This window comes from Streptococcus sp. 20925_1_69, from assembly GCF_041432365.1.
In the GTDB taxonomy this organism is placed as follows: domain Bacteria; phylum Bacillota; class Bacilli; order Lactobacillales; family Streptococcaceae; genus Streptococcus.
Map to the genome: position 1 here is coordinate 128,070 of NZ_JAPVZL010000005.1, position 21,196 is coordinate 149,265.

Annotated in this window: 17 protein-coding genes; 16 read left to right on the top strand and 1 reads right to left on the bottom strand. The window is 36.1% G+C overall.

The genetic code is table 11. The annotated features are described in order from the left end of the window. Positions 1 to 117: 117 nt before the first annotated feature. From guaA to O3601_RS05115, 15 genes are all read left to right on the top strand, one after another. On the top strand, positions 118 to 1,680 hold the full coding sequence (guaA, locus tag O3601_RS05045) for a glutamine-hydrolyzing GMP synthase (RefSeq protein ID WP_371471504.1): 1,563 nt from the start codon (positions 118 to 120) through the stop codon (positions 1,678 to 1,680). Between the two features lie 257 nt (positions 1,681 to 1,937). Continuing rightward, positions 1,938 to 2,144 (top strand): helix-turn-helix domain-containing protein, encoded by a 207-nt coding sequence (locus O3601_RS05050; RefSeq protein ID WP_371471507.1) that lies wholly within the window; start codon positions 1,938 to 1,940, stop codon positions 2,142 to 2,144. A 1-nt stretch (position 2,145) separates the two neighbouring features. After that, a complete protein-coding gene (locus tag O3601_RS05055; protein WP_371471509.1) occupies positions 2,146 to 5,109 on the top strand; it encodes an Eco57I restriction-modification methylase domain-containing protein in 2,964 nt (987 codons plus the stop codon). Then, on the top strand, positions 5,099 to 6,691 hold the full coding sequence (locus O3601_RS05060) for an Eco57I restriction-modification methylase domain-containing protein (protein WP_371471512.1): 1,593 nt from the start codon (positions 5,099 to 5,101) through the stop codon (positions 6,689 to 6,691). Before O3601_RS05055 ends, O3601_RS05060 begins: the two co-directional genes overlap by 11 nt. A 26-nt stretch (positions 6,692 to 6,717) precedes the next feature. Next, positions 6,718 to 7,758: an SIR2 family protein gene (locus O3601_RS05065; RefSeq protein WP_371471515.1), complete on the top strand. Its 1,041-nt coding sequence runs from the start codon at positions 6,718 to 6,720 to the stop codon at positions 7,756 to 7,758. Next, complete coding sequence (locus O3601_RS05070) at positions 7,758 to 9,509, top strand: ATP-binding protein (protein WP_371471516.1); 1,752 nt, start codon at positions 7,758 to 7,760, stop codon at positions 9,507 to 9,509. Before O3601_RS05065 ends, O3601_RS05070 begins: the two co-directional genes overlap by 1 nt. A gap of 455 nt (positions 9,510 to 9,964) precedes the next feature. After that, on the top strand, positions 9,965 to 11,251 hold the full coding sequence (locus O3601_RS05075) for a U32 family peptidase (protein ID WP_371471518.1): 1,287 nt from the start codon (positions 9,965 to 9,967) through the stop codon (positions 11,249 to 11,251). A gap of 314 nt (positions 11,252 to 11,565) precedes the next feature. Next, positions 11,566 to 11,766, top strand: a complete 201-nt coding sequence (locus tag O3601_RS05080) for a F0F1 ATP synthase subunit C (protein ID WP_001054557.1) — start codon at positions 11,566 to 11,568, stop codon at positions 11,764 to 11,766. Between the two features lie 32 nt (positions 11,767 to 11,798). After that, on the top strand, positions 11,799 to 12,512 hold the full coding sequence (gene atpB, locus O3601_RS05085) for a F0F1 ATP synthase subunit A (protein ID WP_000392863.1): 714 nt from the start codon (positions 11,799 to 11,801) through the stop codon (positions 12,510 to 12,512). A 13-nt stretch (positions 12,513 to 12,525) separates the two neighbouring features. Continuing rightward, entirely contained in the window at positions 12,526 to 13,020 is a 495-nt protein-coding gene (atpF, locus tag O3601_RS05090) for a F0F1 ATP synthase subunit B (protein ID WP_000558549.1), read from the top strand. Next, positions 13,020 to 13,556 carry a F0F1 ATP synthase subunit delta gene (locus tag O3601_RS05095; RefSeq protein WP_000359034.1) on the top strand — a complete coding sequence of 179 codons (537 nt, stop codon included), beginning with the start codon at positions 13,020 to 13,022 and terminating at the stop codon, positions 13,554 to 13,556. The genes atpF and O3601_RS05095 overlap by 1 nt, the downstream gene beginning before the upstream one ends. A gap of 14 nt (positions 13,557 to 13,570) precedes the next feature. After that, the gene (gene atpA, locus O3601_RS05100; RefSeq protein ID WP_000996629.1) at positions 13,571 to 15,076 is read left to right on the top strand and encodes a F0F1 ATP synthase subunit alpha; all 1,506 of its coding nucleotides are present in this window, start codon (positions 13,571 to 13,573) and stop codon (positions 15,074 to 15,076) included. A 15-nt stretch (positions 15,077 to 15,091) separates the two neighbouring features. Next, complete coding sequence (locus tag O3601_RS05105) at positions 15,092 to 15,970, top strand: F0F1 ATP synthase subunit gamma (protein ID WP_125422725.1); 879 nt, start codon at positions 15,092 to 15,094, stop codon at positions 15,968 to 15,970. Between the two features lie 85 nt (positions 15,971 to 16,055). Then, positions 16,056 to 17,462: a F0F1 ATP synthase subunit beta gene (atpD, locus tag O3601_RS05110; RefSeq protein ID WP_371471521.1), complete on the top strand. Its 1,407-nt coding sequence runs from the start codon at positions 16,056 to 16,058 to the stop codon at positions 17,460 to 17,462. A 10-nt stretch (positions 17,463 to 17,472) separates the two neighbouring features. Continuing rightward, entirely contained in the window at positions 17,473 to 17,892 is a 420-nt protein-coding gene (locus O3601_RS05115; protein ID WP_000068045.1) for a F0F1 ATP synthase subunit epsilon, read from the top strand. Positions 17,893 to 17,935: 43 nt separating this feature from the next. On the opposite strand, the gene O3601_RS05120 is transcribed toward O3601_RS05115, so the two are convergent. Further along, positions 17,936 to 18,949: a lactonase family protein gene (locus O3601_RS05120; RefSeq protein WP_371471522.1), complete on the bottom strand. Its 1,014-nt coding sequence runs from the start codon at positions 18,947 to 18,949 to the stop codon at positions 17,936 to 17,938. 196 nt (positions 18,950 to 19,145) lie between these two features. Between O3601_RS05120 and O3601_RS05125 the strand changes: the two genes are divergently transcribed. Then, positions 19,146 to 21,128 carry a peptide ABC transporter substrate-binding protein gene (locus O3601_RS05125; RefSeq protein ID WP_371471524.1) on the top strand — a complete coding sequence of 661 codons (1,983 nt, stop codon included), beginning with the start codon at positions 19,146 to 19,148 and terminating at the stop codon, positions 21,126 to 21,128. Positions 21,129 to 21,196 lie beyond the last annotated feature (68 nt).

Below are 21,196 nucleotides of genomic sequence, written 5' to 3' on the forward strand. Positions count from 1 at the left end.
TTCTCTATTGTACCCCAATAAACTAGAAAAAGTCAATCTTCGCCTTGTTTAGTTGGTAATTCGCCCTTATTTGTGATAGAATATTGGAAAAGATATTTCTTTTGAGAAAGGAAAAAGATGAGCAACATTTCAACTGATTTGCAAGATGTAGAAAAAATCATCGTATTGGATTATGGTAGCCAATACAACCAGCTGATTTCACGCCGTATCCGTGAGATTGGTGTTTTTTCGGAACTAAAAAGTCATAAAATTTTAGCTGCTGAAGTTCGTGAAATCAACCCTGTAGGAATTATCCTTTCAGGTGGTCCAAACTCTGTATATGAAGATGGTTCATTTGATATTGACCCAGAAATCTTCGAACTCGGAATTCCTATTTTGGGAATCTGTTATGGTATGCAGTTATTGACCCATAAACTTGGAGGAAAAGTTGTTCCTGCAGGCGATGCTGGAAATCGTGAATACGGTCAATCAACTCTAACTCACACATCATCAGCGCTTTTTGAATCAACACCTGATGAACAAACTGTATTGATGAGCCATGGTGATGCGGTTACTGAGATTCCTGCTGACTTTGTTCGTACTGGAACATCAGCTGATTGCCCATACGCAGCCATCGAAAACCCAGATAAACACATTTACGGTATCCAATTCCACCCAGAAGTTCGTCATTCTGTATACGGGAATGATATCCTTCGTAACTTTGCCCTTAACATCTGTAATGCTAAAGGCGACTGGACAATGGGTAACTTCATCGACATGCAGATACAAAAAATCCGTGAGACTGTCGGTGATAAACGTGTCCTTCTTGGTCTATCAGGTGGTGTTGACTCTTCAGTTGTTGGAGTTCTTCTCCAAAAAGCGATTGGCGATCAATTGATCTGTATCTTCGTGGATCACGGTCTTCTTCGTAAAGGAGAAGCGGACCAAGTTATGGACATGCTTGGTGGTAAGTTTGGTTTGAATATCGTCAAAGCAGACGCTGCTAAACGTTTCCTTGATAAACTTGCTGGCGTTTCTGACCCAGAACAAAAACGTAAAATCATCGGTAACGAGTTTGTCTATGTCTTCGATGACGAAGCAAGCAAGCTCAAAGATGTGAAATTCCTTGCTCAAGGTACCTTATACACAGACGTTATCGAGTCTGGTACAGAAACAGCTCAAACTATCAAGTCACACCACAACGTGGGTGGTCTTCCAGAAGATATGCAGTTTGAATTGATCGAACCACTCAACACTCTCTATAAAGATGAAGTTCGTGCCCTTGGTACAGAGCTTGGTATGCCAGACCATATCGTATGGCGCCAACCATTCCCAGGACCAGGACTTGCTATCCGTGTCATGGGAGAAATCACTGAGGAAAAACTAGAAACTGTTCGTGAGTCAGACGCTATCCTCCGTGAAGAAATTGTAAAGGCTGGTCTTGACCGCGATATTTGGCAATACTTCACGGTCAATACAGGCGTTCGTTCAGTTGGTGTTATGGGTGACGGTCGTACGTATGACTACACAATTGCAATCCGTGCTATTACCTCTATCGATGGTATGACTGCTGATTTTGCAAAAATTCCTTGGGAAGTCCTTCAAAAAATCTCAGTACGTATCGTAAACGAAGTGGATCACGTTAACCGTATCGTCTACGACATTACAAGTAAACCACCAGCAACAGTTGAGTGGGAGTGATTAAAAACAGGTTCTAAAGCCTTATAAATAGCCGTTTTGTGAGCGTTGTGCTTGTAAAATGCTTGCATATTTTAGAAATACATTATTTGAAGAATAATTTTCAAGGAATATAAAAGCAACTAAGAAAAAAGAATTCTAGTTGTTTTTTTATTGGTCATTATGTTTGAGAAAACAGAATATAATACTGTTATAAGTTTGATTTATATGGTATAATAGAAACGATATGATATTAAGATGAATATGGTTGGAGGATAATCATGTCGAAACTTAGTTATAAAAAACTATTTAAAAGATTGATAGATATAGAAATGAAGAATACAGAGCTTATGTATAAAGCTAAAGTAAGTAGAAGTACATTTTACAAGATAAAAAATGGTGAAAATGTCACTACTGATGTATTGCTAAGGATATGTAATGTCTTAGAGTGTGATATTTCGGAAATTGTAGAATGCGTGGAGGAATGATATGAATTTAGAAGTGAAAAAACAAAAGTTAAATAGACTTGTGAATGTTTTTTCTGAAAATTTGTCATACTATAAAAATCAAAAAAATAATTTTAATGAGCAGATGACTAGGCAACAATATATAGATGTTTTTTTAATGTTATTGGGTTGGGATATTTCTAATCCCGATGGATTGTCATTTAAGGAACGAGAAGTTGTAGCAGAAGAATATTCTACAGTTAACAGTAAAGATAGACCAGACTATACAATTAGAATGAATGGAATGAGCAAGTTCTATGTCGAAGCAAAAAAAGTTAGTGTTGATATCAGTTTAGAAGAAGCCCCAGCTTTACAAGCTAGAAGATACGGATGGAATGCTGGACATGATATTTCGTTACTTACGAATTTTGAATATTTAGCAATATATTTAACCCATGAAATGCCCGGAGAATCTGATGTTGCTAGTAAGTATAGATATAAACTTTATCATTATTCTGAGTATGAAGAAAAATTTGAAGAAATATATAGTTTATTATCAAGAGAGAGTCTTTTTGACGGGACATTTAATAAGTGGATAGAATCTGTACGACCAGAAGATGCAACTAAAATGTCTTTAGATAAAATTTTTTTAGATCAGTTGAATGGTTGGCGAGTTTTGATTGCAAATGATTTATTAAGTTCTGGATGCAATATAAATTCATATGGAAATGTTAATGAATGTATACAGACATTTTTGAATCAATTAGTGTTTTTGAAGTTTGCAGAAGATAATAGATTTGAAAATCATAATAGCTTAAAAAATGAAATATTAAGTCATAGAAGTTATAAAGATTATTTTAAAACACTAGATAAAAAATACAATTCGGAATTATTTAGAAACTCTAGTATAATCACAGATCTGAGTGAAAATGTTTTGAGCAGTATAGTAGAGAATTTATATTTTCCTAATGTGCCTTATGATTTTTCTGTAATTGATTTATCGATTTTAAGCAAAATATATGAAAATTTTTTGCAACAGGAAATTGTAATTAATGATGGAATAGCGACATTAGAGAAAACTAAAAGTGCAAAAATTAAATCTGTAATATCTACACCTGATGAAATAGCGGTATCAATGGTGAAGCAGGCTTTATCTGATAAAATTATTGGAAAATCGGTTGAAGAAATACTGGAATTAAGAATAATTGATATCGCTGTTGGATCTGGGATTTTTTTGATTGAGATTTATAACTTTCTGGAAAGACATTTAGTAGATTTATATGCGGATAAAAATAGCGAATTTATTGATGAAAAAGTGGTGCCGTTTGCTGTTAAACGAGCGTTGATAGAAAAGGTGTTATTAGGATTTGATATAAATAATCAAGCAGTTCAACTTACACGTTTCTCTCTATTATTAAGATTATTATCTAATGAAGATAGGGAACGAATAGAGGATATTTCACCAATATTGCCATCACTTACTAAAACAATTGTATGTGCGAATTCGCTAGTCAGTGATGCTGATATAGATATAGTATCTGTAAATAAAGATGATTTGTATGAGATTATGCCTATGAGAAGTGAAGATGAAAGGCAGATGCAGTTTGATATTATTATTGGTAATCCTCCATATTTGAAGAAAGAAGATATTATTAATTCAACTCCCAAAGAAGAGATATCAGTATATGAAGTGAAATATGAAAGTGCATATAAACAGTATGATAAATATTTTTTGTTCATCGAGAGAATAGTAAACCTATTGAATGAAGATGGACAAGGTGTACTTATAGTTCCAAACAAATTTTTCAATGTTGCATCTGCATTGAAATTAAGAGATTTTCTTTTAAAGAAGAAGTGTATAGCTAAAATTTTTGATTTTGGAAGTAAACAATTGTTTAAAGGTGTTATTAACTATGTGTGTGTTTTAAAATTAGAAAAAAATTATGGAAATTCTTTTGAGTATACGAAAGTTTCATCTCCAGAAGATATTTATAACAACAAAAAAGGATTAATTTTTGATGTTTCAAAACTAGATATTTCACATTGGTTTTTAACAGATGATAGTACAATTCTTAATAAGTATGAATATGCAAAAGAAAAATTTCCTTGTATTGAGGAAGAAATAATACCTACTAACGGTATACAAACTAGCAAGAATGATGTTTATAAAATACCCAAAAATACAATAGTTTCAAATGAAAATGGTGTAGTTACATTTATAAAAGAGGGACAAAAATTTAAAGCAGAGATAGAACTATTGAGAGAATATTATTTGCCAAGTAAAAGTGATGGGGAAAATAAGTCATACCAAAATCTAAAATCAACAAACTATGTGATTTTCCCATATATTAATGGAAAAATCATACATGAAAAAGAGATGAAAGAAAATTATCCAAATACATGGATATATCTGCACTATTTTAAAGATAAATTACTTCCTAAAAGTTTGGGAGGTAAACGAGATGTAAGAGGAAATGAAGGCGATTTTGAATGGTATCAGTATGGCCGCTCCCAAGCCTTACGAGAAGTTGATAAGGAAAAAATAATTGTTGGAGTGCTTTCTAAAGAACCAAACTTTAATATAGATAGGAATAATATTGCATATTCATCGGGAGGTACAGCAGGTTATATAGGATTATATTTGAGAGATAATTCAAAATACAACTTGGAATATATTCAAGCTTGGCTTAGTCACTGGTTTACAGATGAAATTTTTAAAACTATTGGCAGTGATTTTGAAGGAGGCTTTTACACTCACGGAACGAATATGTACAAGGATATACCACTGCTGCCGATTGATTTTGAAAATGAATATGAACATAAAATTTTTGATAGGATTTCCGAATTGGTAAAGAGTATTAGTGCTATAAATGAAGAGATAGAAAATGAGACTGATTCAAGAAAAAAAGAACTTAATTTAAGAATTAAAGAAAATATAATATCAAAAATAAATATTCAAATAGACGAACTAATAGAATTAAAGGTGGAAGAAAATAATGAATGTTAAAAGTAGGCAAACAGAAGAAAAATTAAATGGCGTTTTCTATACACCTTTTGAAATTGTTGATTTTCTTACAAGATGGATTATAGATAAACAACAAATTTCTAATGTATTAGAACCATCGGCGGGAGATGGTAGATTTGTAAAACAGATAGTTGAACTTGCAGATAAAGCGAATGTTACAGCAGTTGAAATCGATCCTTTGGAATGTGAAATAATTAAAGCTATCGATAATACAAAGGTTGTAAATGATGATTTTTATAATTTTTATGAAGAGATAAAAGATATAGGAATCAAATATGATGCTGTGATAGGAAATCCTCCGTATATTCGATATCAATTTTTATCAGAAGAACAGAGAAATTATCAAAGTGATATATTAAAACGTAATGGCATGAAACCTAATAAATTGATAAATTCATGGGTTGCTTTTACAGTAGCAAGCATTGAATTATTAAGTTTGGGTGGAAAATTTGCATTTGTTTTGCCAACGGATCTTTTGCAAGTGTCTTATGCTAAGGAGCTTAGAAAGTTTATTTTCAAGGAACTGAAAGAAGTAACTATTATTCGTTTTGATAACATTGTGTTTTCTGGAATACAACAGGATGTTGTACTTATTTTTGGAATAAAAAGCGATATGGAAAGCAAAAAAACATTAATAAGGAATATTAGTGTAAAAGATATGTCTCAATTATCTAATAAAATCTATGCTATTCCATTTGAAGATTATGATTTTGACCATAGTGATAAATGGAGAAAATTTTTGTTAAGCAAAAATTTTATGAAATTCTATGAAGATAAATTTGTTAATGAGACTACTTCAATCAAAGATATTAGTACCATTGAAGTAGGTATTACTACTGGAAATAATAAAGTCTTTGTTGTAAATAATGAGACGGTTAATAAGTATAGACTAGATGATTATAAAGTTCCTTTGGTAGGGAGAAGTTTAGATGTCTTTGGATTGTTTTATACAGAAAATGATATTTCGAATAATAGTTTAAATGGTAGAAAAGTTTGGCTATTAGATTTCAATAATAAGAAATTAAATAGAGGTGCCAAAAAATATATAAAGGAAGTAGAAAGTAGAGACGAACATAAAGGATATAAATTAGGTTTAAGGGATAAATGGTACGAAGTTCCATCTATATGGATTCCAGATGCATTTTTACTTAGAAGGATGGGAAGTTTTCCGAAGATAGTCAAAAATGAAATTAAAGCTACGAGTACAGATACTTTTCACAGAATCAGATTTAATGAAGGAATTGATGTTGCAAAAGCATTGGTATTATTTTATTCATCAGTATCACTTCTATCTTTTGAATTAGAAGGAAGAGTTTTTGGTGGGGGAGCTTTAGAAATACTGCCAGGTGATTTAAAAAATATTAGATTACCTAAAATTAATGATAGGTTAGATTATATTGAAATCTCAAAAAAAATAGATGAAAAACTTAGAGAAAATCATGAGTTCACAGAAATTGTGAAATGGGTGGATAATTTAATTCAACCATTATCAGGGTTCAATAAATTTGAAATTAATGAAATATATGATGTATGGAATAGTCTAAGGAGGAATAGAGTAGAGTGATATATTTTACTTAAAGGAGTAAGAAGATGGATATAGATATGGATAATCTAAAGAAAAACATCCAAAGTTTCTTTGACCAAGGAACTGTAACAATAGTAGGTTCTGGACTATCTTGTGCTGAAGGTATTTCAGGAATGAAAGCACTATCTGAAAAGCTGATGGAAGATGTTCCTAGTAAGCTAAGTAACAAAGATAGGGAGTGTTGGAGAAACATAGAGGAAACCTTAAATAATGGAACAGATTTAGAATCTACACTACAACAAAATAAAGCAACAAATAACATTGAAAAAGCAATTATTGAAAGTGTATATGAACTTATTTCAAGCGAAGATATATCTATTTTTAAAGAAATTATAGAAAAAAGTAGAACATTAAGATTTTCTGAGTATTTATCATGCTTTAATGTTGATTTGTATAATTTGGTTGTAATAACGACTAATTATGATTTGTTAATAGAGTATGCTTGTGAAATCAAAGGATTGGTGTATTCAGATTCATATTATGGGAAAATCATTTCTAAATATTCACCCGAAAACGCAGAAAAAGAAATGCTTAAAGGGATAAAAAGAGGTAAGAAACCTATGAATCATTACAAGTCACATATAAAGATATATAAACCACATGGATCAATTAATTGGAAACTCATCAATGGAAACCTTAATAAGATAAATCATGTAAATTGTGGTACTCCTTGCATAATTACCCCAGGTTCTAATAAATATGAAAAAGGATATGAAGAGCCTTTTGATTATCATATTGGAAAAATGGGGCAGGAGATAGATAATGCAAAAAGGTTAATTTTTATTGGATATGGTTTTAATGATAACCATTTGGAAACTCATTTAAATAAACCAGAAAATATTTCTAAACCTAAACTAATTGTAACTAGAACCTTATATGGTAATGCGAAAAAAATTGTTGATAATTCGCCAAATACTATAGCTATAGAAGAAATGAAAATAAATGATAAGAGTTGTGGAACAAGAATTTACTTTGAAAAACAAATATATGAAATTAAAGATAAAAAAATATGGGATATAGCTGAATTGATTAAGGAGGTGTTTTGATGGATAAGTTAGTGTTTCAAGAAAATGATACAATAGGTTCTGTTATATATGTGGATACTAATCAGGTTTTGATTGAAGTGGAAGATAATGAGAAAATATCATTATTAAATGTTGGTAGTATTGTTGCTATTCAAACCACAAGATCCTTTGAGTTTACAATTGGTATTATAGATAAAGTAAGACGAAAAGCAAATGAATTAATGGAATTAGAAGATTTAACTGATGAATATAATGAAAGCCTTGAAGAAGAAGCCTACATTTCATCAGATGTAATTCAAGTTTCGTTAATTGGGACATACAAAACGGTTGACGGAGATACTAAAAATTGTTTCAAAAGAGGAATTGATACTTTCCCACAAATTACACATCATTGTTATTCGATTAATGGTAATAACTTAAAGTTATTTATGAATATTATTAGTGATGATATTTCTTTGGAAAAACAATTGGTTATAGGAAAATTTGCAATTGATGACAATGCTACTGCAATTTTAGACGGCGATAAATTTTTTCAAAGACATGCTTCTATTTTGGGAAGTACAGGCTCAGGTAAAAGTTGGTGTGTTGCAAATTTGATAGAGGAAGCCAGCAAACTTAATAATCCTAATATTATTGTTCTTGATATGCACGGTGAATATAAGTCATTATGTGATACAGATAAGAAATATGCTGATTATTATAAGATTGCAGGACCAGGAGACTTAGAAAACGACGATGAAAAATATGTTTTCTTACCATATTGGTTATTAAATAGAGATGAAATGCTATCTATGATTTTAGATAGGTCAGATAATAATGCTCCTAATCAAGCTTCACGTTTTACTTTTCATGTAAGGGAACTAAAAGAGGAAACTTTAAGAGAATTGGGGAAATCTAAAGTTTTAAGTACTTTTACAGTTGATTCACCTATTCCATTTAATATGGAAACACTGATTACAAGATTGAAAGAGGATGATACAAAAAAAAGAATTGGAGCTAATAACAAACCAGTAAAAGGAGAATGGGAAGGTAAACTTACTCGTTTTATATCAAGGCTAGAAACGAAAATCATGGACAAAAGATACGGATTTTTGTTTCAATCCAATATTAATACATTAGATTATGGTTGGCTATCCAATTTATTGTGTAAGATGATTGGTGCAGATGACGAAAGAAAAGGTATAAAAATCATTGACTTTTCAGAAGTGCCTTTCGACGTTTTGCCTATAGTTACTGGAATCATTTCTAGATTACTGTTTGATGTGCAAGTTTGGATGAATGAAGAAAAAAGGACACCTTTTGCTATTTTATGTGATGAAGCTCATTTGTATCTTCCAATACAAGAGGATGCTGATAGTGTTCAAAAACAAGCACTAGGGAATTTTGAAAGAATTGCAAAAGAAGGTAGAAAGTACGGAATATCTTTAGTAGTTATTAGTCAGAGGCCTTCCGATGTAAGCAAGACAATTTTAAGTCAATGTAATAACTTTTTGGTCTTACGACTATCAAATGACAGAGATAAATCTGTAATAAGAAATTTACTTCCAGATGCTTTAAAAGGTATTTTAGATCAACTACCTTTATTAGATGTAGGAGAAGCAATAGCGGTTGGTGATGCAATATTATTGCCAAGTCGAATTAGATTAAAAACGCCACAATTAAAACCTATTAGTGCAACCAAAAATTTCTGGATAGAGTGGGAAAATAAAAAAGCTGATAATGCTGCAATTATACAAGCCGTAGAAAATATGAGATGTCAAACTAAAGAATAGCAAAGAGATGAAGACAGAAATGCAATATCAAAACTAAACTATGAAGAATGTATAGATTCGTTGGAGAAAGAATAGTTTTGTGATTGCAATATGCTTGCAAAAAACAAGATCAATAGAAATAAATTGGATAATAAGGCTAAATCCGATAACAAAAAACTTGATTTTATGCCATTTATAAAAAACAATATTAATGGACATATCGAGTGGGAGTAGTTAACTAAGGACTGATTTATGTAGTTTAACGAGCCAGTATCTTTGGATAATGGTTTTTACTTTCCTAGATTTTTTGACAACTTGTTAAAACTAGGTTAATTTTCGACAGTTTAATAGTTATTATGTAGAGCTTAAAAGATTAGAATTGTCAAAACAATCCGGCTAGGCTTGATTTTATCCTTTATTTACTATAAAATGAGAAGGAAAAACGTCAAACTTTTATATTGCAAATAGGAGAAAACATGACAAAAATATTAAAACGTCCTGAGGTTTTATCACCTGCAGGGACTTTAGAGAAGCTAAAAGTAGCTGTTCAGTATGGGGCAGATGCTGTATTTATCGGTGGTCAGGCCTATGGTCTTCGTAGCCGTGCTGGAAACTTTACTTTCGAACAGATGGAAGAAGGCGTCCAGTTTGCGTCCAAGTACGGTGCTAAGGTTTATGTAGCTGCCAACATGGTTATGCACGAAGGGAATGAAGAGGGAGCTGGTGAGTGGTTCCGTAAACTGCGTGATATCGGGATTGCCGCAGTTATCGTGTCTGACCCAGCCTTGATTATGATTGCAGCGACTGAAGCACCAGGTCTTGAAATCCATCTTTCCACTCAAGCAAGTGCGACTAACTATGAAACTCTTGAGTTCTGGAAAGAACTGGGCTTAACTCGTGTTGTTTTGGCGCGTGAGGTTTCAATGGAAGAATTAGCTGAAATTCGCAAACGTACAGATGTTGAGATTGAAGCCTTTGTCCACGGAGCTATGTGTATTTCTTACTCTGGTCGTTGTACTCTTTCAAACCACATGAGTATGCGTGATGCCAACCGTGGTGGATGTTCTCAGTCTTGCCGTTGGAAATATGACCTCTACGATATGCCATTTGGGAAAGAACGCAAGAGTTTGAAAGGTGAAATTCCTGAAGAATTTTCAATGTCAGCTGTTGATATGTCCATGATTGACCATATCCCAGATATGATTGAAAATGGTGTGGACAGTCTGAAGATTGAAGGACGTATGAAGTCTATTCACTACGTATCAACTGTAACCAACTGCTACAAGGCTGCTGTTGATGCTTATCTAGAAAGTCCAGAGAAGTTTGAAGCTATCAAGCAAGACTTGATTGATGAGATGTGGAAGGTTGCCCAACGTGAATTGGCTACAGGTTTCTACTACGGAACACCATCTGAAAATGAGCAACTTTTCGGAGCTCGTCGTAAGATTCCAGAATACAAGTTTGTTGCTGAAGTGGTTTCTTATGATGATGCGACACAAACAGCGACCATTCGTCAACGGAACGTTATTAACGAAGGAGACCAAGTAGAGTTTTATGGCCCAGGTTTCCGTCATTTTGAAACGTATATCGAAGATTTACATGATGCCAAAGGCAATAAAATCGACCGCGCTCCAAACCCAATGGAACTATTGACTATTAAGGTTCCACAACCTGTTCAAGCAGGAGACATGGTTCGTGCATTAAAAGAAGGACTCATCAATCTCTATAAGGAAGATGGAACCAGTGTCACAGTTCGAGCTTAATAAGCAAGCAGGAGCTGAAAGATTTCTCGTTGCTTTCCCTTTAATCCTGCTCACTAAAAGAAAAGAAGTTAAAGAAAATATATTTATTTCCATCCGAGATTTCATCTCGGATTTTTTCATCATTTTTCAGAAAGGTCTAGATAATGGACGGATTTATTACAAGTTTTTTACAAAGTTTTCTATATAATAGGCTTAAAAATAGTAAAATTGTAAATAATTTTCATTAAACGCTTTCAATGTTAGTAAAAAGTTGACAAATCCAATTTTTAGGACTAAACTAAGTAAGTAAATTTTAATTAAAAGGAGAATTCGTCATGAATTTAACATTTTTCGGTCTATGTCTTGCCTGTATGGGTGTATCTCTTGGTGAGGGTCTGTTGATGAATGGTTTGTTGAAATCAGTAGCTCGCCAACCAGATATTATCGCTGAGTTTCGTAGCTTGATGTTTTTAGGGGTTGCCTTTATCGAAGGAACTTTCTTCGTAACTCTTGTCTTCTCATTTATTATTAAATAACCAAATATAAATTGGAGAAGGGAGAATGTTAGATGGAAGAAAGTATCAATCCAACCATCAATATTGGTCCTGTTACCTTTGATTTAACTTTGACAGCCTTGACTTTGCTGTCTGTGTTTCTGATTTTTGCATTTATCTATTGGGCAAGTCGTAATATGACCTTGAAACCCAAAGGTAAACAAAATGTACTAGAGTATCTCTATGATTTTGTAATTGGATTTACAGAACCTAACCTTGGTTCCCACTACATGAAAGATTACTCACTCTTTTACTTATGCTTATTTCTTTTTATGGTCATCGCCAATAATCTTGGTTTGATGGCTAAACTTCAAACAACAGATGGAACAAACCTTTGGACATCGCCAACTGCAAATCTTTCATTTGACCTTGTCTTGTCTTTCTGTATTATTGTGATGGCGCACATTGAGGGGATTCGTCGTCGTGGGATTAAACAATACCTAAAAGGTTTTGTAACTCCTGCATTTATGACACCGATGAATCTACTTGAAGAAGTCACGAATTTCCTTTCTCTTGCTTTGCGGATTTTTGGGAATATCTTTGCAGGTGAAGTAATGACAAGCTTGCTTCTCTTACTTTCACATCAGGCTATTTTTTGGTATCCAATCGCATTTGGGACAAACTTAGTTTGGACTGCATTTTCCGTGTTCATTTCTTGTGTACAGGCCTATGTCTTTACACTATTATCCTCTATGTACCTAGGAAATAAAATTAATGATGAAGAGTAGAAAGGAGTAACTGATGCACGTAACAGTAGGTGAATTAATTGGTAATTTTATTTTAATCGCTGGCTCTTTTATCCTTTTGCTAGTCTTGATTAAAAAATTTGCATGGTCTAATATTACAGGCATTTTCGAAGAAAGAGCTGAAAAAATTGCTTCAGATATTGACAGAGCTGAAGAAGCACGTCAAAAAGCAGAAGTATTGGCTCAAAAACGCGAAGATGAATTGGCTGGTAGCCGTAAAGAAGCTAAGACAATCATTGAGAATGCGAAAGAAACAGCTGAGAAAAGTAAGGCTAGTATTTTAGCAGATGCTAAACTAGAAGCAGGACGCTTAAAAGAAAAAGCAAACCAAGAAATTGCTCAAAACAAAGCTGAAGCTTTACAAAGCGTTAAGGGTGAGGTAGCAGATTTGACAATCAGCTTGGCTGGTAAAATCATCTCACAAAACCTTGATGGTCATGCCCATAAAGAACTCATTGATCAGTATATCGATCAGCTAGGAGAAGCTTAATGGACAAGAAAACAGTAAAGGTAATTGAAAAATACAGCATGCCTTTTGTCCAATTGGTACTTGAAAAAGGAGAAGAAGACCGTATCTTTTCAGACTTGACTCAAATCAAGCAAGTTGCTGAAGAAACAGGTTTACCTTCTTTTTTAAAAAAAGTGGCAGTAGACGAGTCTGACAAGGAAAAAACGATTGCTTTCTTCCAAGACTCTGTGTCACCTTTATTGCAAAACTTGATCCAGGTTCTGGCATACAATCACAGAGCAAATCTTTTTTATGATGTGCTTGTAGATTGCTTGAACCGACTTGAAAAAGAAACAAATCGATTTGAAGTGACGATTACTTCAGCTCATCCTCTAACTGATGAACAAAAGAGTCGCTTGCTCCCTTTGATTGAGAAAAAAATGTCTCTTAAAGTAAGGAGTGTAAAAGAACAAATCGATGAAAGTCTCATTGGTGGTTTTGTCATTTTTGCCAATCACAAGACAATTGATGTGAGTATTAAACAACAACTTAAAGTTGTTAAAGAAAATTTGAAATAGAAAGTGGTGTTCTTTTGGCAATTAACGCACAAGAAATCAGCGCTTTAATTAAGCAACAAATTGAAAATTTCAAACCCAATTTTGATGTGACTGAAACAGGTGTTGTAACCTATATCGGGGATGGTATCGCGCGTGCTCACGGCCTTGAAAATGCCATGAGTGGAGAGTTGTTGATTTTTGAAAACGGCTCTTATGGTATGGCTCAAAACTTGGAGTCAACAGACGTTGGTATAATCATCCTAGGTGACTTTACAGATATCCGTGAAGGCGATACAATCCGCCGTACAGGTAAAATCATGGAAGTCCCAGTAGGTGAAAGTCTGATTGGTCGTGTTGTGGATCCGCTTGGTCGTCCAGTTGATGGTCTTGGAGAAATCCACACTGATAAAACTCGTCCAGTAGAAGCGCCAGCTCCTGGTGTTATGCAACGTAAGTCTGTATCAGAACCATTGCAAACTGGTTTGAAAGCTATTGACGCCCTTGTACCGATTGGCCGTGGTCAACGTGAGTTGATTATCGGTGACCGTCAGACAGGGAAAACAACCATTGCGATTGATACAATCTTGAACCAAAAAGGTCAAGATATGATCTGTATCTATGTTGCGATTGGACAAAAAGAATCAACAGTTCGTACGCAAGTAGAAACACTACGTCAGTACGGTGCCTTAGATTACACAATCGTTGTGACAGCCTCTGCTTCACAACCATCTCCATTGCTTTTCCTAGCTCCTTATGCTGGGGTTGCCATGGCGGAAGAATTTATGTACCAAGGGAAACATGTTTTGATTGTTTATGATGATTTATCAAAACAAGCGGTAGCTTATCGTGAACTGTCACTCTTGCTTCGTCGTCCTCCAGGTCGTGAAGCCTTCCCAGGGGATGTTTTCTACCTTCACAGCCGTTTGCTTGAGCGCTCAGCTAAAGTTTCTGATGAACTTGGTGGCGGATCTATTACAGCCCTACCATTTATCGAGACACAAGCAGGAGATATCTCTGCCTATATCGCAACCAACGTGATTTCTATCACTGATGGACAAATCTTCCTTGGCGATGGTCTCTTCAATGCGGGTATTCGTCCAGCCATCGATGCGGGTTCATCTGTATCTCGTGTAGGTGGTTCTGCACAAATCAAAGCCATGAAGAAGGTTGCTGGTACACTTCGTATCGACCTTGCTTCATACCGTGAGTTGGAAGCCTTCACTAAGTTTGGTTCTGACTTGGACGCGGCAACACAGGCTAAGTTGAACCGTGGACGTCGTACAGTTGAAGTCTTGAAACAACCTGTTCACAAACCATTACCTGTTGAGAAACAAGTAACCATTCTTTATGCTTTGACACATGGTTTCTTGGATACTGTTCCAGTAGATGATATTGTTCGTTTCGAGGAAGAGTTCCATGCCTTCTTTGATGCTCAACATCCAGAGATTTTGGAAACCATTCGTGATACAAAAGACTTGCCAGAAGAAGCAGTCTTGGATGCTGCGATTACAGAGTTTCTCAATCAAACCAGCTTCCAATAAGAATAGAGGTGTCAGATGGCAGTATCTCTAAATGATATTAAAACAAAAATCGCCTCAACAAAAAATACGAGTCAAATCACTAATGCCATGCAAATGGTATCAGCTGCTAAGCTAGGTCGCTCTGAAGAAGCTGCTCGCAACTTCCAAGTTTACGCTCAGAAAGTTCGCAAGCTCTTGACAGATATTCTTCATGGTAATGGCTCTGGTGGCTCAACCAATCCGATGTTGATTAGCCGTCCTGTGAAGAAGACAGGCTATATCGTCATTACATCAGACCGTGGTTTAGTTGGAGGTTATAATTCCTCTATTCTGAAAGCCGTTATGGAGTTGAAGGAAGAATACCATCCAGACGGTACAGGTTTTGAAATGATCTGTATCGGTGGAATGGGAGCTGATTTCTTTAAGGCTCGTGGTATTCAACCACTTTATGAACTACGTGGCTTGGCAGACCAACCTAGCTTTGATGAAGTTCGTAAGATTATTTCAAAAACTGTTGAAATGTACCAAAATGAACTTTTTGATGAACTCTATGTCTGCTACAACCACCATGTCAATACGCTAACCAGTCAAATGCGTGTGGAACAAATGCTTCCGATTGTTGACTTGGATCCAAATGAAGCAGATGAAGAGTATAGCTTGACTTTTGAATTGGAAACCAGCCGAGAAGAAATTTTGGAGCAGTTGTTGCCTCAGTTTGCAGAAAGTATGATTTACGGGGCTATTATCGATGCCAAGACAGCTGAAAATGCTGCCGGTATGACAGCCATGCAAACAGCGACAGATAATGCTAAGAAAGTCATCAATGATTTGACAATTCAGTATAACCGTGCCAGACAGGCGGCGATTACACAAGAAATTACAGAAATCGTAGCAGGAGCTAGTGCCTTAGAATAGGCTCTAGTCCAGCTCGTATGAAAATGAACTTAGGACCTAGTTGAGCTAGGGACCGACAGTATCTTATATAGAATAGGAGAAGGAGATGAGTTCAGGTAAAATTGCTCAGGTTATCGGACCCGTTGTAGACGTCTTGTTTGCAGCAGGGGAAAAACTTCCTGAGATTAACAATGCACTTGTCGTCTACAAAAATGACGAAAGAAAAACAAAAATCGTCCTTGAAGTAGCCTTGGAGTTGGGAGATGGTATGGTTCGTACTATCGCCATGGAATCAACAGATGGTTTGACTCGTGGAATGGAAGTATTGGACACAGGTCGTCCAATCTCTGTACCAGTAGGTAAAGAAACTTTGGGACGTGTCTTCAATGTTTTGGGAGATACCATTGACTTGGAAGCTCCTTTTACAGAAGATACAGAGCGTCAGCCAATTCATAAAAAAGCTCCAACTTTTGATGAGTTGTCTACCTCTTCTGAAATCCTTGAAACAGGGATTAAGGTTATCGACCTTCTTGCCCCTTACCTTAAAGGTGGTAAGGTTGGACTTTTCGGTGGTGCCGGAGTTGGTAAAACCGTTTTGATCCAAGAGTTGATTCATAACATTGCCCAAGAACATGGTGGTATCTCAGTATTTACTGGTGTTGGGGAACGTACTCGTGAGGGGAACGACCTTTACTGGGAAATGAAAGAATCAGGCGTTATCGAGAAAACAGCCATGGTATTTGGTCAGATGAATGAGCCGCCAGGAGCACGTATGCGTGTTGCCCTTACTGGTTTGACAATCGCTGAATACTTCCGTGATGTGGAAGGCCAAGACGTGCTTCTCTTTATCGATAATATCTTCCGTTTCACTCAGGCTGGTTCAGAAGTATCTGCCCTTTTGGGTCGTATGCCATCAGCCGTTGGTTACCAACCAACACTTGCTACGGAAATGGGTCAATTGCAAGAGCGTATTACATCAACTAAGAAGGGATCTGTAACTTCTATCCAAGCTATCTATGTGCCAGCGGATGACTATACTGACCCTGCGCCAGCAACAGCCTTTGCTCACTTAGATTCAACAACCAACTTGGAACGTAAGTTGGTACAATTGGGTATCTACCCAGCTGTTGACCCACTTGCTTCAAGCTCACGTGCCTTGGCACCTGAAATTGTTGGAGAAGAGCACTATGCAGTTGCTGCTGAAGTAAAACGCGTTCTTCAACGTTACCATGAATTGCAAGATATCATTGCTATCCTTGGTATGGATGAGCTTTCTGATGAAGAAAAGACCTTGGTTGCTCGCGCCCGTCGTATCCAGTTCTTCTTGTCACAAAACTTCAACGTTGCGGAACAATTTACTGGTCAGCCAGGTTCTTATGTTCCAGTTGCTGAAACTGTACGTGGCTTTAAGGAAATCCTTGATGGTAAACATGACCAGTTACCAGAAGATGCCTTCCGTGGTGTAGGTTCTATCGAAGATGTGATTGCAAAAGCTGAAAAAATGGGATTTTAAGAGGTGATCTATGGCTCAGTTAACTGTCCAGATCGTGACACCAGATGGTCTCGTCTATGATCACCATGCCAGCTATGTATCAGTTCGAACTCTGGATGGTGAGATGGGGATCTTGCCACGACATGAAAATATGATTGCGGTTTTAGCAGTTGATGAAGTAAAGGTAAAACGTATTGATGATGAAGATCACGTGAACTGGATTGCAGTAAACGGAGGCGTTATTGAAATTGCAAATAACACCATCACAATCGTTGCTGATTCTGCAGAACGTGCTCGTGATATCGATGTTAGCCGTGCAGAACGTGCTAAGCTTCGTGCGGAGCGCGAAATCGAAGAAGCCCACGAAAAACACTTGATTGACCAAGAGCGTCGTGCTAAGATTGCTTTGCAACGTGCTATTAATCGTATCAATGTCGGAAAAAGACTATAAGAAAAAATGAACTTGAGTTACCAAGTTCATTTTTTATGTTTTCTTAAGGAGCAAAACTGATGCAGACCGCTTCTGGAACATGGAAGTCGTTGGAAAGTTCTGCTAGACGTCCAGTTTCAGGATTGCGTTTAAAAACGGTTGCATTGTCAGAGTCTTGATGGACAGCAATGACAAATTCTTGGTCTGGCGTCAAATCAAAATCACGTGGAGTCTGACCATGTGTCGGAACGATTTCTAACAACTCTAAGCTACCGTCCGCAAGGATTGTATATACTGCGATAGAATCATGGCCACGGTTAGAAGCGTAGAGGTATTTACCGTCTTTAGAGAGACGAATAGCAGCAGTTCCATTAAAGCCTTCATAACCGTCTGGTAGAGTTGAAATGACCTGCATGCGTTCAAATTCGCCAACACCATCGTAGATTAGAACTTCAATAGTGCTATTGAGTTCGCAAATCAGATAAGCAATTTTATAGTGGTTATGGAAAACGATATGGCGTGAGCCTGATCCTGGCTGGCTGTGATAGGTATAGAGCTTAGATAATTTCCCTTCTTGATCAAGGTCATAAGTGATGACTTGGTCAGTACCCAAATCACAGGTCACTAGATAGTGGTCAGGTGTTAAATCTGTAAAGTGAACGTGGGGAGAAGCTTGATTTTCATGTGGACCTTGGCCACTGTGTTGATCCACATCACTAAGTAGAAGACTACCGTCTTTCTGACGTTTATAAACAAGGACCTGTCCTTTATGGTAGTTGGCTGCATAGACCAAATCACGCTTTTCATCAACAGCAACATAACAGTGGGGAGCTCCTTCTTCAACGACATGATTTAGTAAGGTACCATTAGTTTGATAGGCTGCAATCCCTCCCTTATCGTCTTGACTACCAACAGTGTATAAATGTTGGTGCTGGTCAAAGGCAAGGTAGGTTGGGCTTGGTTCAGCTGCAAAAAGTTCTAGATTTGAAAGCTGACCAGTTTCTGTATCAAAGTCTGCCTTGTAAATCCCTTGAGAAGTACGACGTGTATAAGTTCCAAAATAAACAGTTTCTTTCATAACTTTACCTCTATATAAAGATAAGACTATTATATCACAAAAACAAGTCAATTAAAGACATCCAATTAGATGTAAGCACTTTAAAAAAATAATTGATTGGTTTTTTGAAAAATATAATAATATTGAGATTGTTTTCCTTACTTTTCTTCTTAAAAGTGCTATAATAATCTTATATAAATTGCAAAGGAGTTTGTTTATGAAAAAACGTGTTTTCTTAGCAGCAGGAGTTGCTGTACTCTCGGCAGCTGTCCTAGCAGCGTGTTCATCTGGTAGTGCTAATAAAGAAGCAAATAAACCAGTTACTTATGCCTATGTATTTTCATCAGATCCTTCGACTCTGGATTATACAGTTTCAGGAAATGTCAGCACTAAACAGGTCACAGGTAACGTTATTGACGGTTTACTTGAAAATGACCAATATGGAAATCTGGTTCCATCAGTTGCAGAAGATTGGACTGTTTCCAAAGATGGTTTGACCTACACCTATAAAATCCGTCAGGGTGTCAAATGGTATACCAACGAGGGGGAAGAGTATGGTGAAGTCAAGGCTCAGGACTTTGTAACGGGTCTGAAGCATGCAGCAGATAAGAAATCACAGGCCCTCTATTTGGTACAGGATTCTATCAAAGGATTGGATGACTATGTAAATGGGAAAACAACAGATTTCTCAACCGTAGGTGTGAAAGCAACAGATGATTATACTCTTGTTTATACTTTGAATCATCCAGAGTCTTTCTGGAATTCAAAAACAACAATGGGAGTCCTTGCACCAGTCAATGAAGACTTTTTAGCTTCTAAGGGAGATGACTTTGGTAAACCAACTGATGTAACGAGCATTCTATACAATGGGCCTTATCTCCTCAAAGGTCTTACATCTAAGTCTTCTATCGAAATGACCAAAAATCAAAACTACTGGGATAAACAAAATGTCTTTATTGATGATATCAAGTTATCCTTCTTTGATGGTCAAGATGCAGACTCTCTAGGATGCGGTTTTGATGAGGGACATTATCCAGCTGCGCCTCTCTTTAAAAACTCTGCCAACTATGAACGTCTAAAAGAAAAATACAAGGATAATATTGTGTATGGTCAACAGCGTGGAGGAGTTTTTTATATCTCAACCAATATCGACCGTGTAAATTACAATCACACTGCTAAAACAAGTGATGCAGAAAAAACTTCTACTAAGAAAGCCTTGTTAAACAAAGATTTCCGTCAAGCCTTGGCTTTTGCGGTAGATCGTAAAGCAGGGATCTCTCAAGTATTTGGGGACGAAGTAGGACCTCGTAAGTTACGGACAAGTTTCACTCCTCCAACATTTGTTCAAGTAGGAGATCAAACATTTGGTCAAGTTACTAAGACAGAATTGGATAAATTGGATAACGTCTGGAAAGATGTTAGTCTTGATGATGCCCAAGATTCACTTCATAATGTAGACAAGGCTAAGGCTAAGTTTGAAGCTGCTAAGAAAACTCTTCAAGCTGATGGAGTACAGTTCCCAATTCATTTAGATTTGCCAATTTCTTCATCAAATCCAGATTTTATTCGTCAGGTTCAGTCTTATAAACAATCCATTGAGGAAGCCTTAGGCTCTGACAATGTAGTTGTTGATATTCAACAAGTTTCTGATGACGAATTGGGAAGTATGACTACTCTAGCTACTTCCAATGCAAATACTGACTGGGATATTAATGCAGTCAGTGGTTGGACTCCAGACTTTGCAGATCCATCGACTTATCTAGATGTATTTGATCCAACTTCAGGTCCAAGTCTCCTAAGTGCTCTTGGTGTGGCACCAGGAACAGACAATCCAGTTATTAAAACAGTTGGATTGGATAAATACAAAGAACTGATTGATGATGCAAATAGTGAGAAAACAGACCTTCAAAAACGTTATTCCAAATATTCTAAGGCCCAAGCTTGGTTGTCAGATAGTGCACTTGTTATTCCAGTATACTCTGATGGTGCTCAAATGCTAGTGACGAAAATGGTTCCTGGCAGCGGTGCAGGTGGCTGGGTAGGTGACAAGACTAGTGAAAATAGCTACAAGTATCTGAAAATCCAAGATAAGATTGTCACTACTAAAGAAATGGATGAGTTCCGCAAGAAATTTGCTGACGAAAAAGCCAAATCAAACGCAGATTATCAGAAGAACTTAGACCGTCATATTCAAGACTAATCGAATCTCCTCTTTTGAGGAGATTTTTTATGTTGCTGTCTCTATGTAAGCACTTTAAAAAAGAGTTA

Coding starts and splice junctions, on each gene's coding strand:
- guaA (WP_371471504.1), top strand. CDS start 118: ATGAGCAACATTTCAACTGATTTGCAAGATGTAGAAAAAATCATCGTA.
- O3601_RS05050 (WP_371471507.1), top strand. CDS start 1,938: ATGTCGAAACTTAGTTATAAAAAACTATTTAAAAGATTGATAGATATA.
- O3601_RS05055 (WP_371471509.1), top strand. CDS start 2,146: ATGAATTTAGAAGTGAAAAAACAAAAGTTAAATAGACTTGTGAATGTT.
- O3601_RS05060 (WP_371471512.1), top strand. CDS start 5,099: ATGAATGTTAAAAGTAGGCAAACAGAAGAAAAATTAAATGGCGTTTTC.
- O3601_RS05065 (WP_371471515.1), top strand. CDS start 6,718: ATGGATATAGATATGGATAATCTAAAGAAAAACATCCAAAGTTTCTTT.
- O3601_RS05070 (WP_371471516.1), top strand. CDS start 7,758: ATGGATAAGTTAGTGTTTCAAGAAAATGATACAATAGGTTCTGTTATA.
- O3601_RS05075 (WP_371471518.1), top strand. CDS start 9,965: ATGACAAAAATATTAAAACGTCCTGAGGTTTTATCACCTGCAGGGACT.
- O3601_RS05080 (WP_001054557.1), top strand. CDS start 11,566: ATGAATTTAACATTTTTCGGTCTATGTCTTGCCTGTATGGGTGTATCT.
- atpB (WP_000392863.1), top strand. CDS start 11,799: ATGGAAGAAAGTATCAATCCAACCATCAATATTGGTCCTGTTACCTTT.
- atpF (WP_000558549.1), top strand. CDS start 12,526: ATGCACGTAACAGTAGGTGAATTAATTGGTAATTTTATTTTAATCGCT.
- O3601_RS05095 (WP_000359034.1), top strand. CDS start 13,020: ATGGACAAGAAAACAGTAAAGGTAATTGAAAAATACAGCATGCCTTTT.
- O3601_RS05105 (WP_125422725.1), top strand. CDS start 15,092: ATGGCAGTATCTCTAAATGATATTAAAACAAAAATCGCCTCAACAAAA.
- atpD (WP_371471521.1), top strand. CDS start 16,056: ATGAGTTCAGGTAAAATTGCTCAGGTTATCGGACCCGTTGTAGACGTC.
- O3601_RS05115 (WP_000068045.1), top strand. CDS start 17,473: ATGGCTCAGTTAACTGTCCAGATCGTGACACCAGATGGTCTCGTCTAT.
- O3601_RS05120 (WP_371471522.1), bottom strand. CDS start 18,949: ATGAAAGAAACTGTTTATTTTGGAACTTATACACGTCGTACTTCTCAA.
- O3601_RS05125 (WP_371471524.1), top strand. CDS start 19,146: ATGAAAAAACGTGTTTTCTTAGCAGCAGGAGTTGCTGTACTCTCGGCA.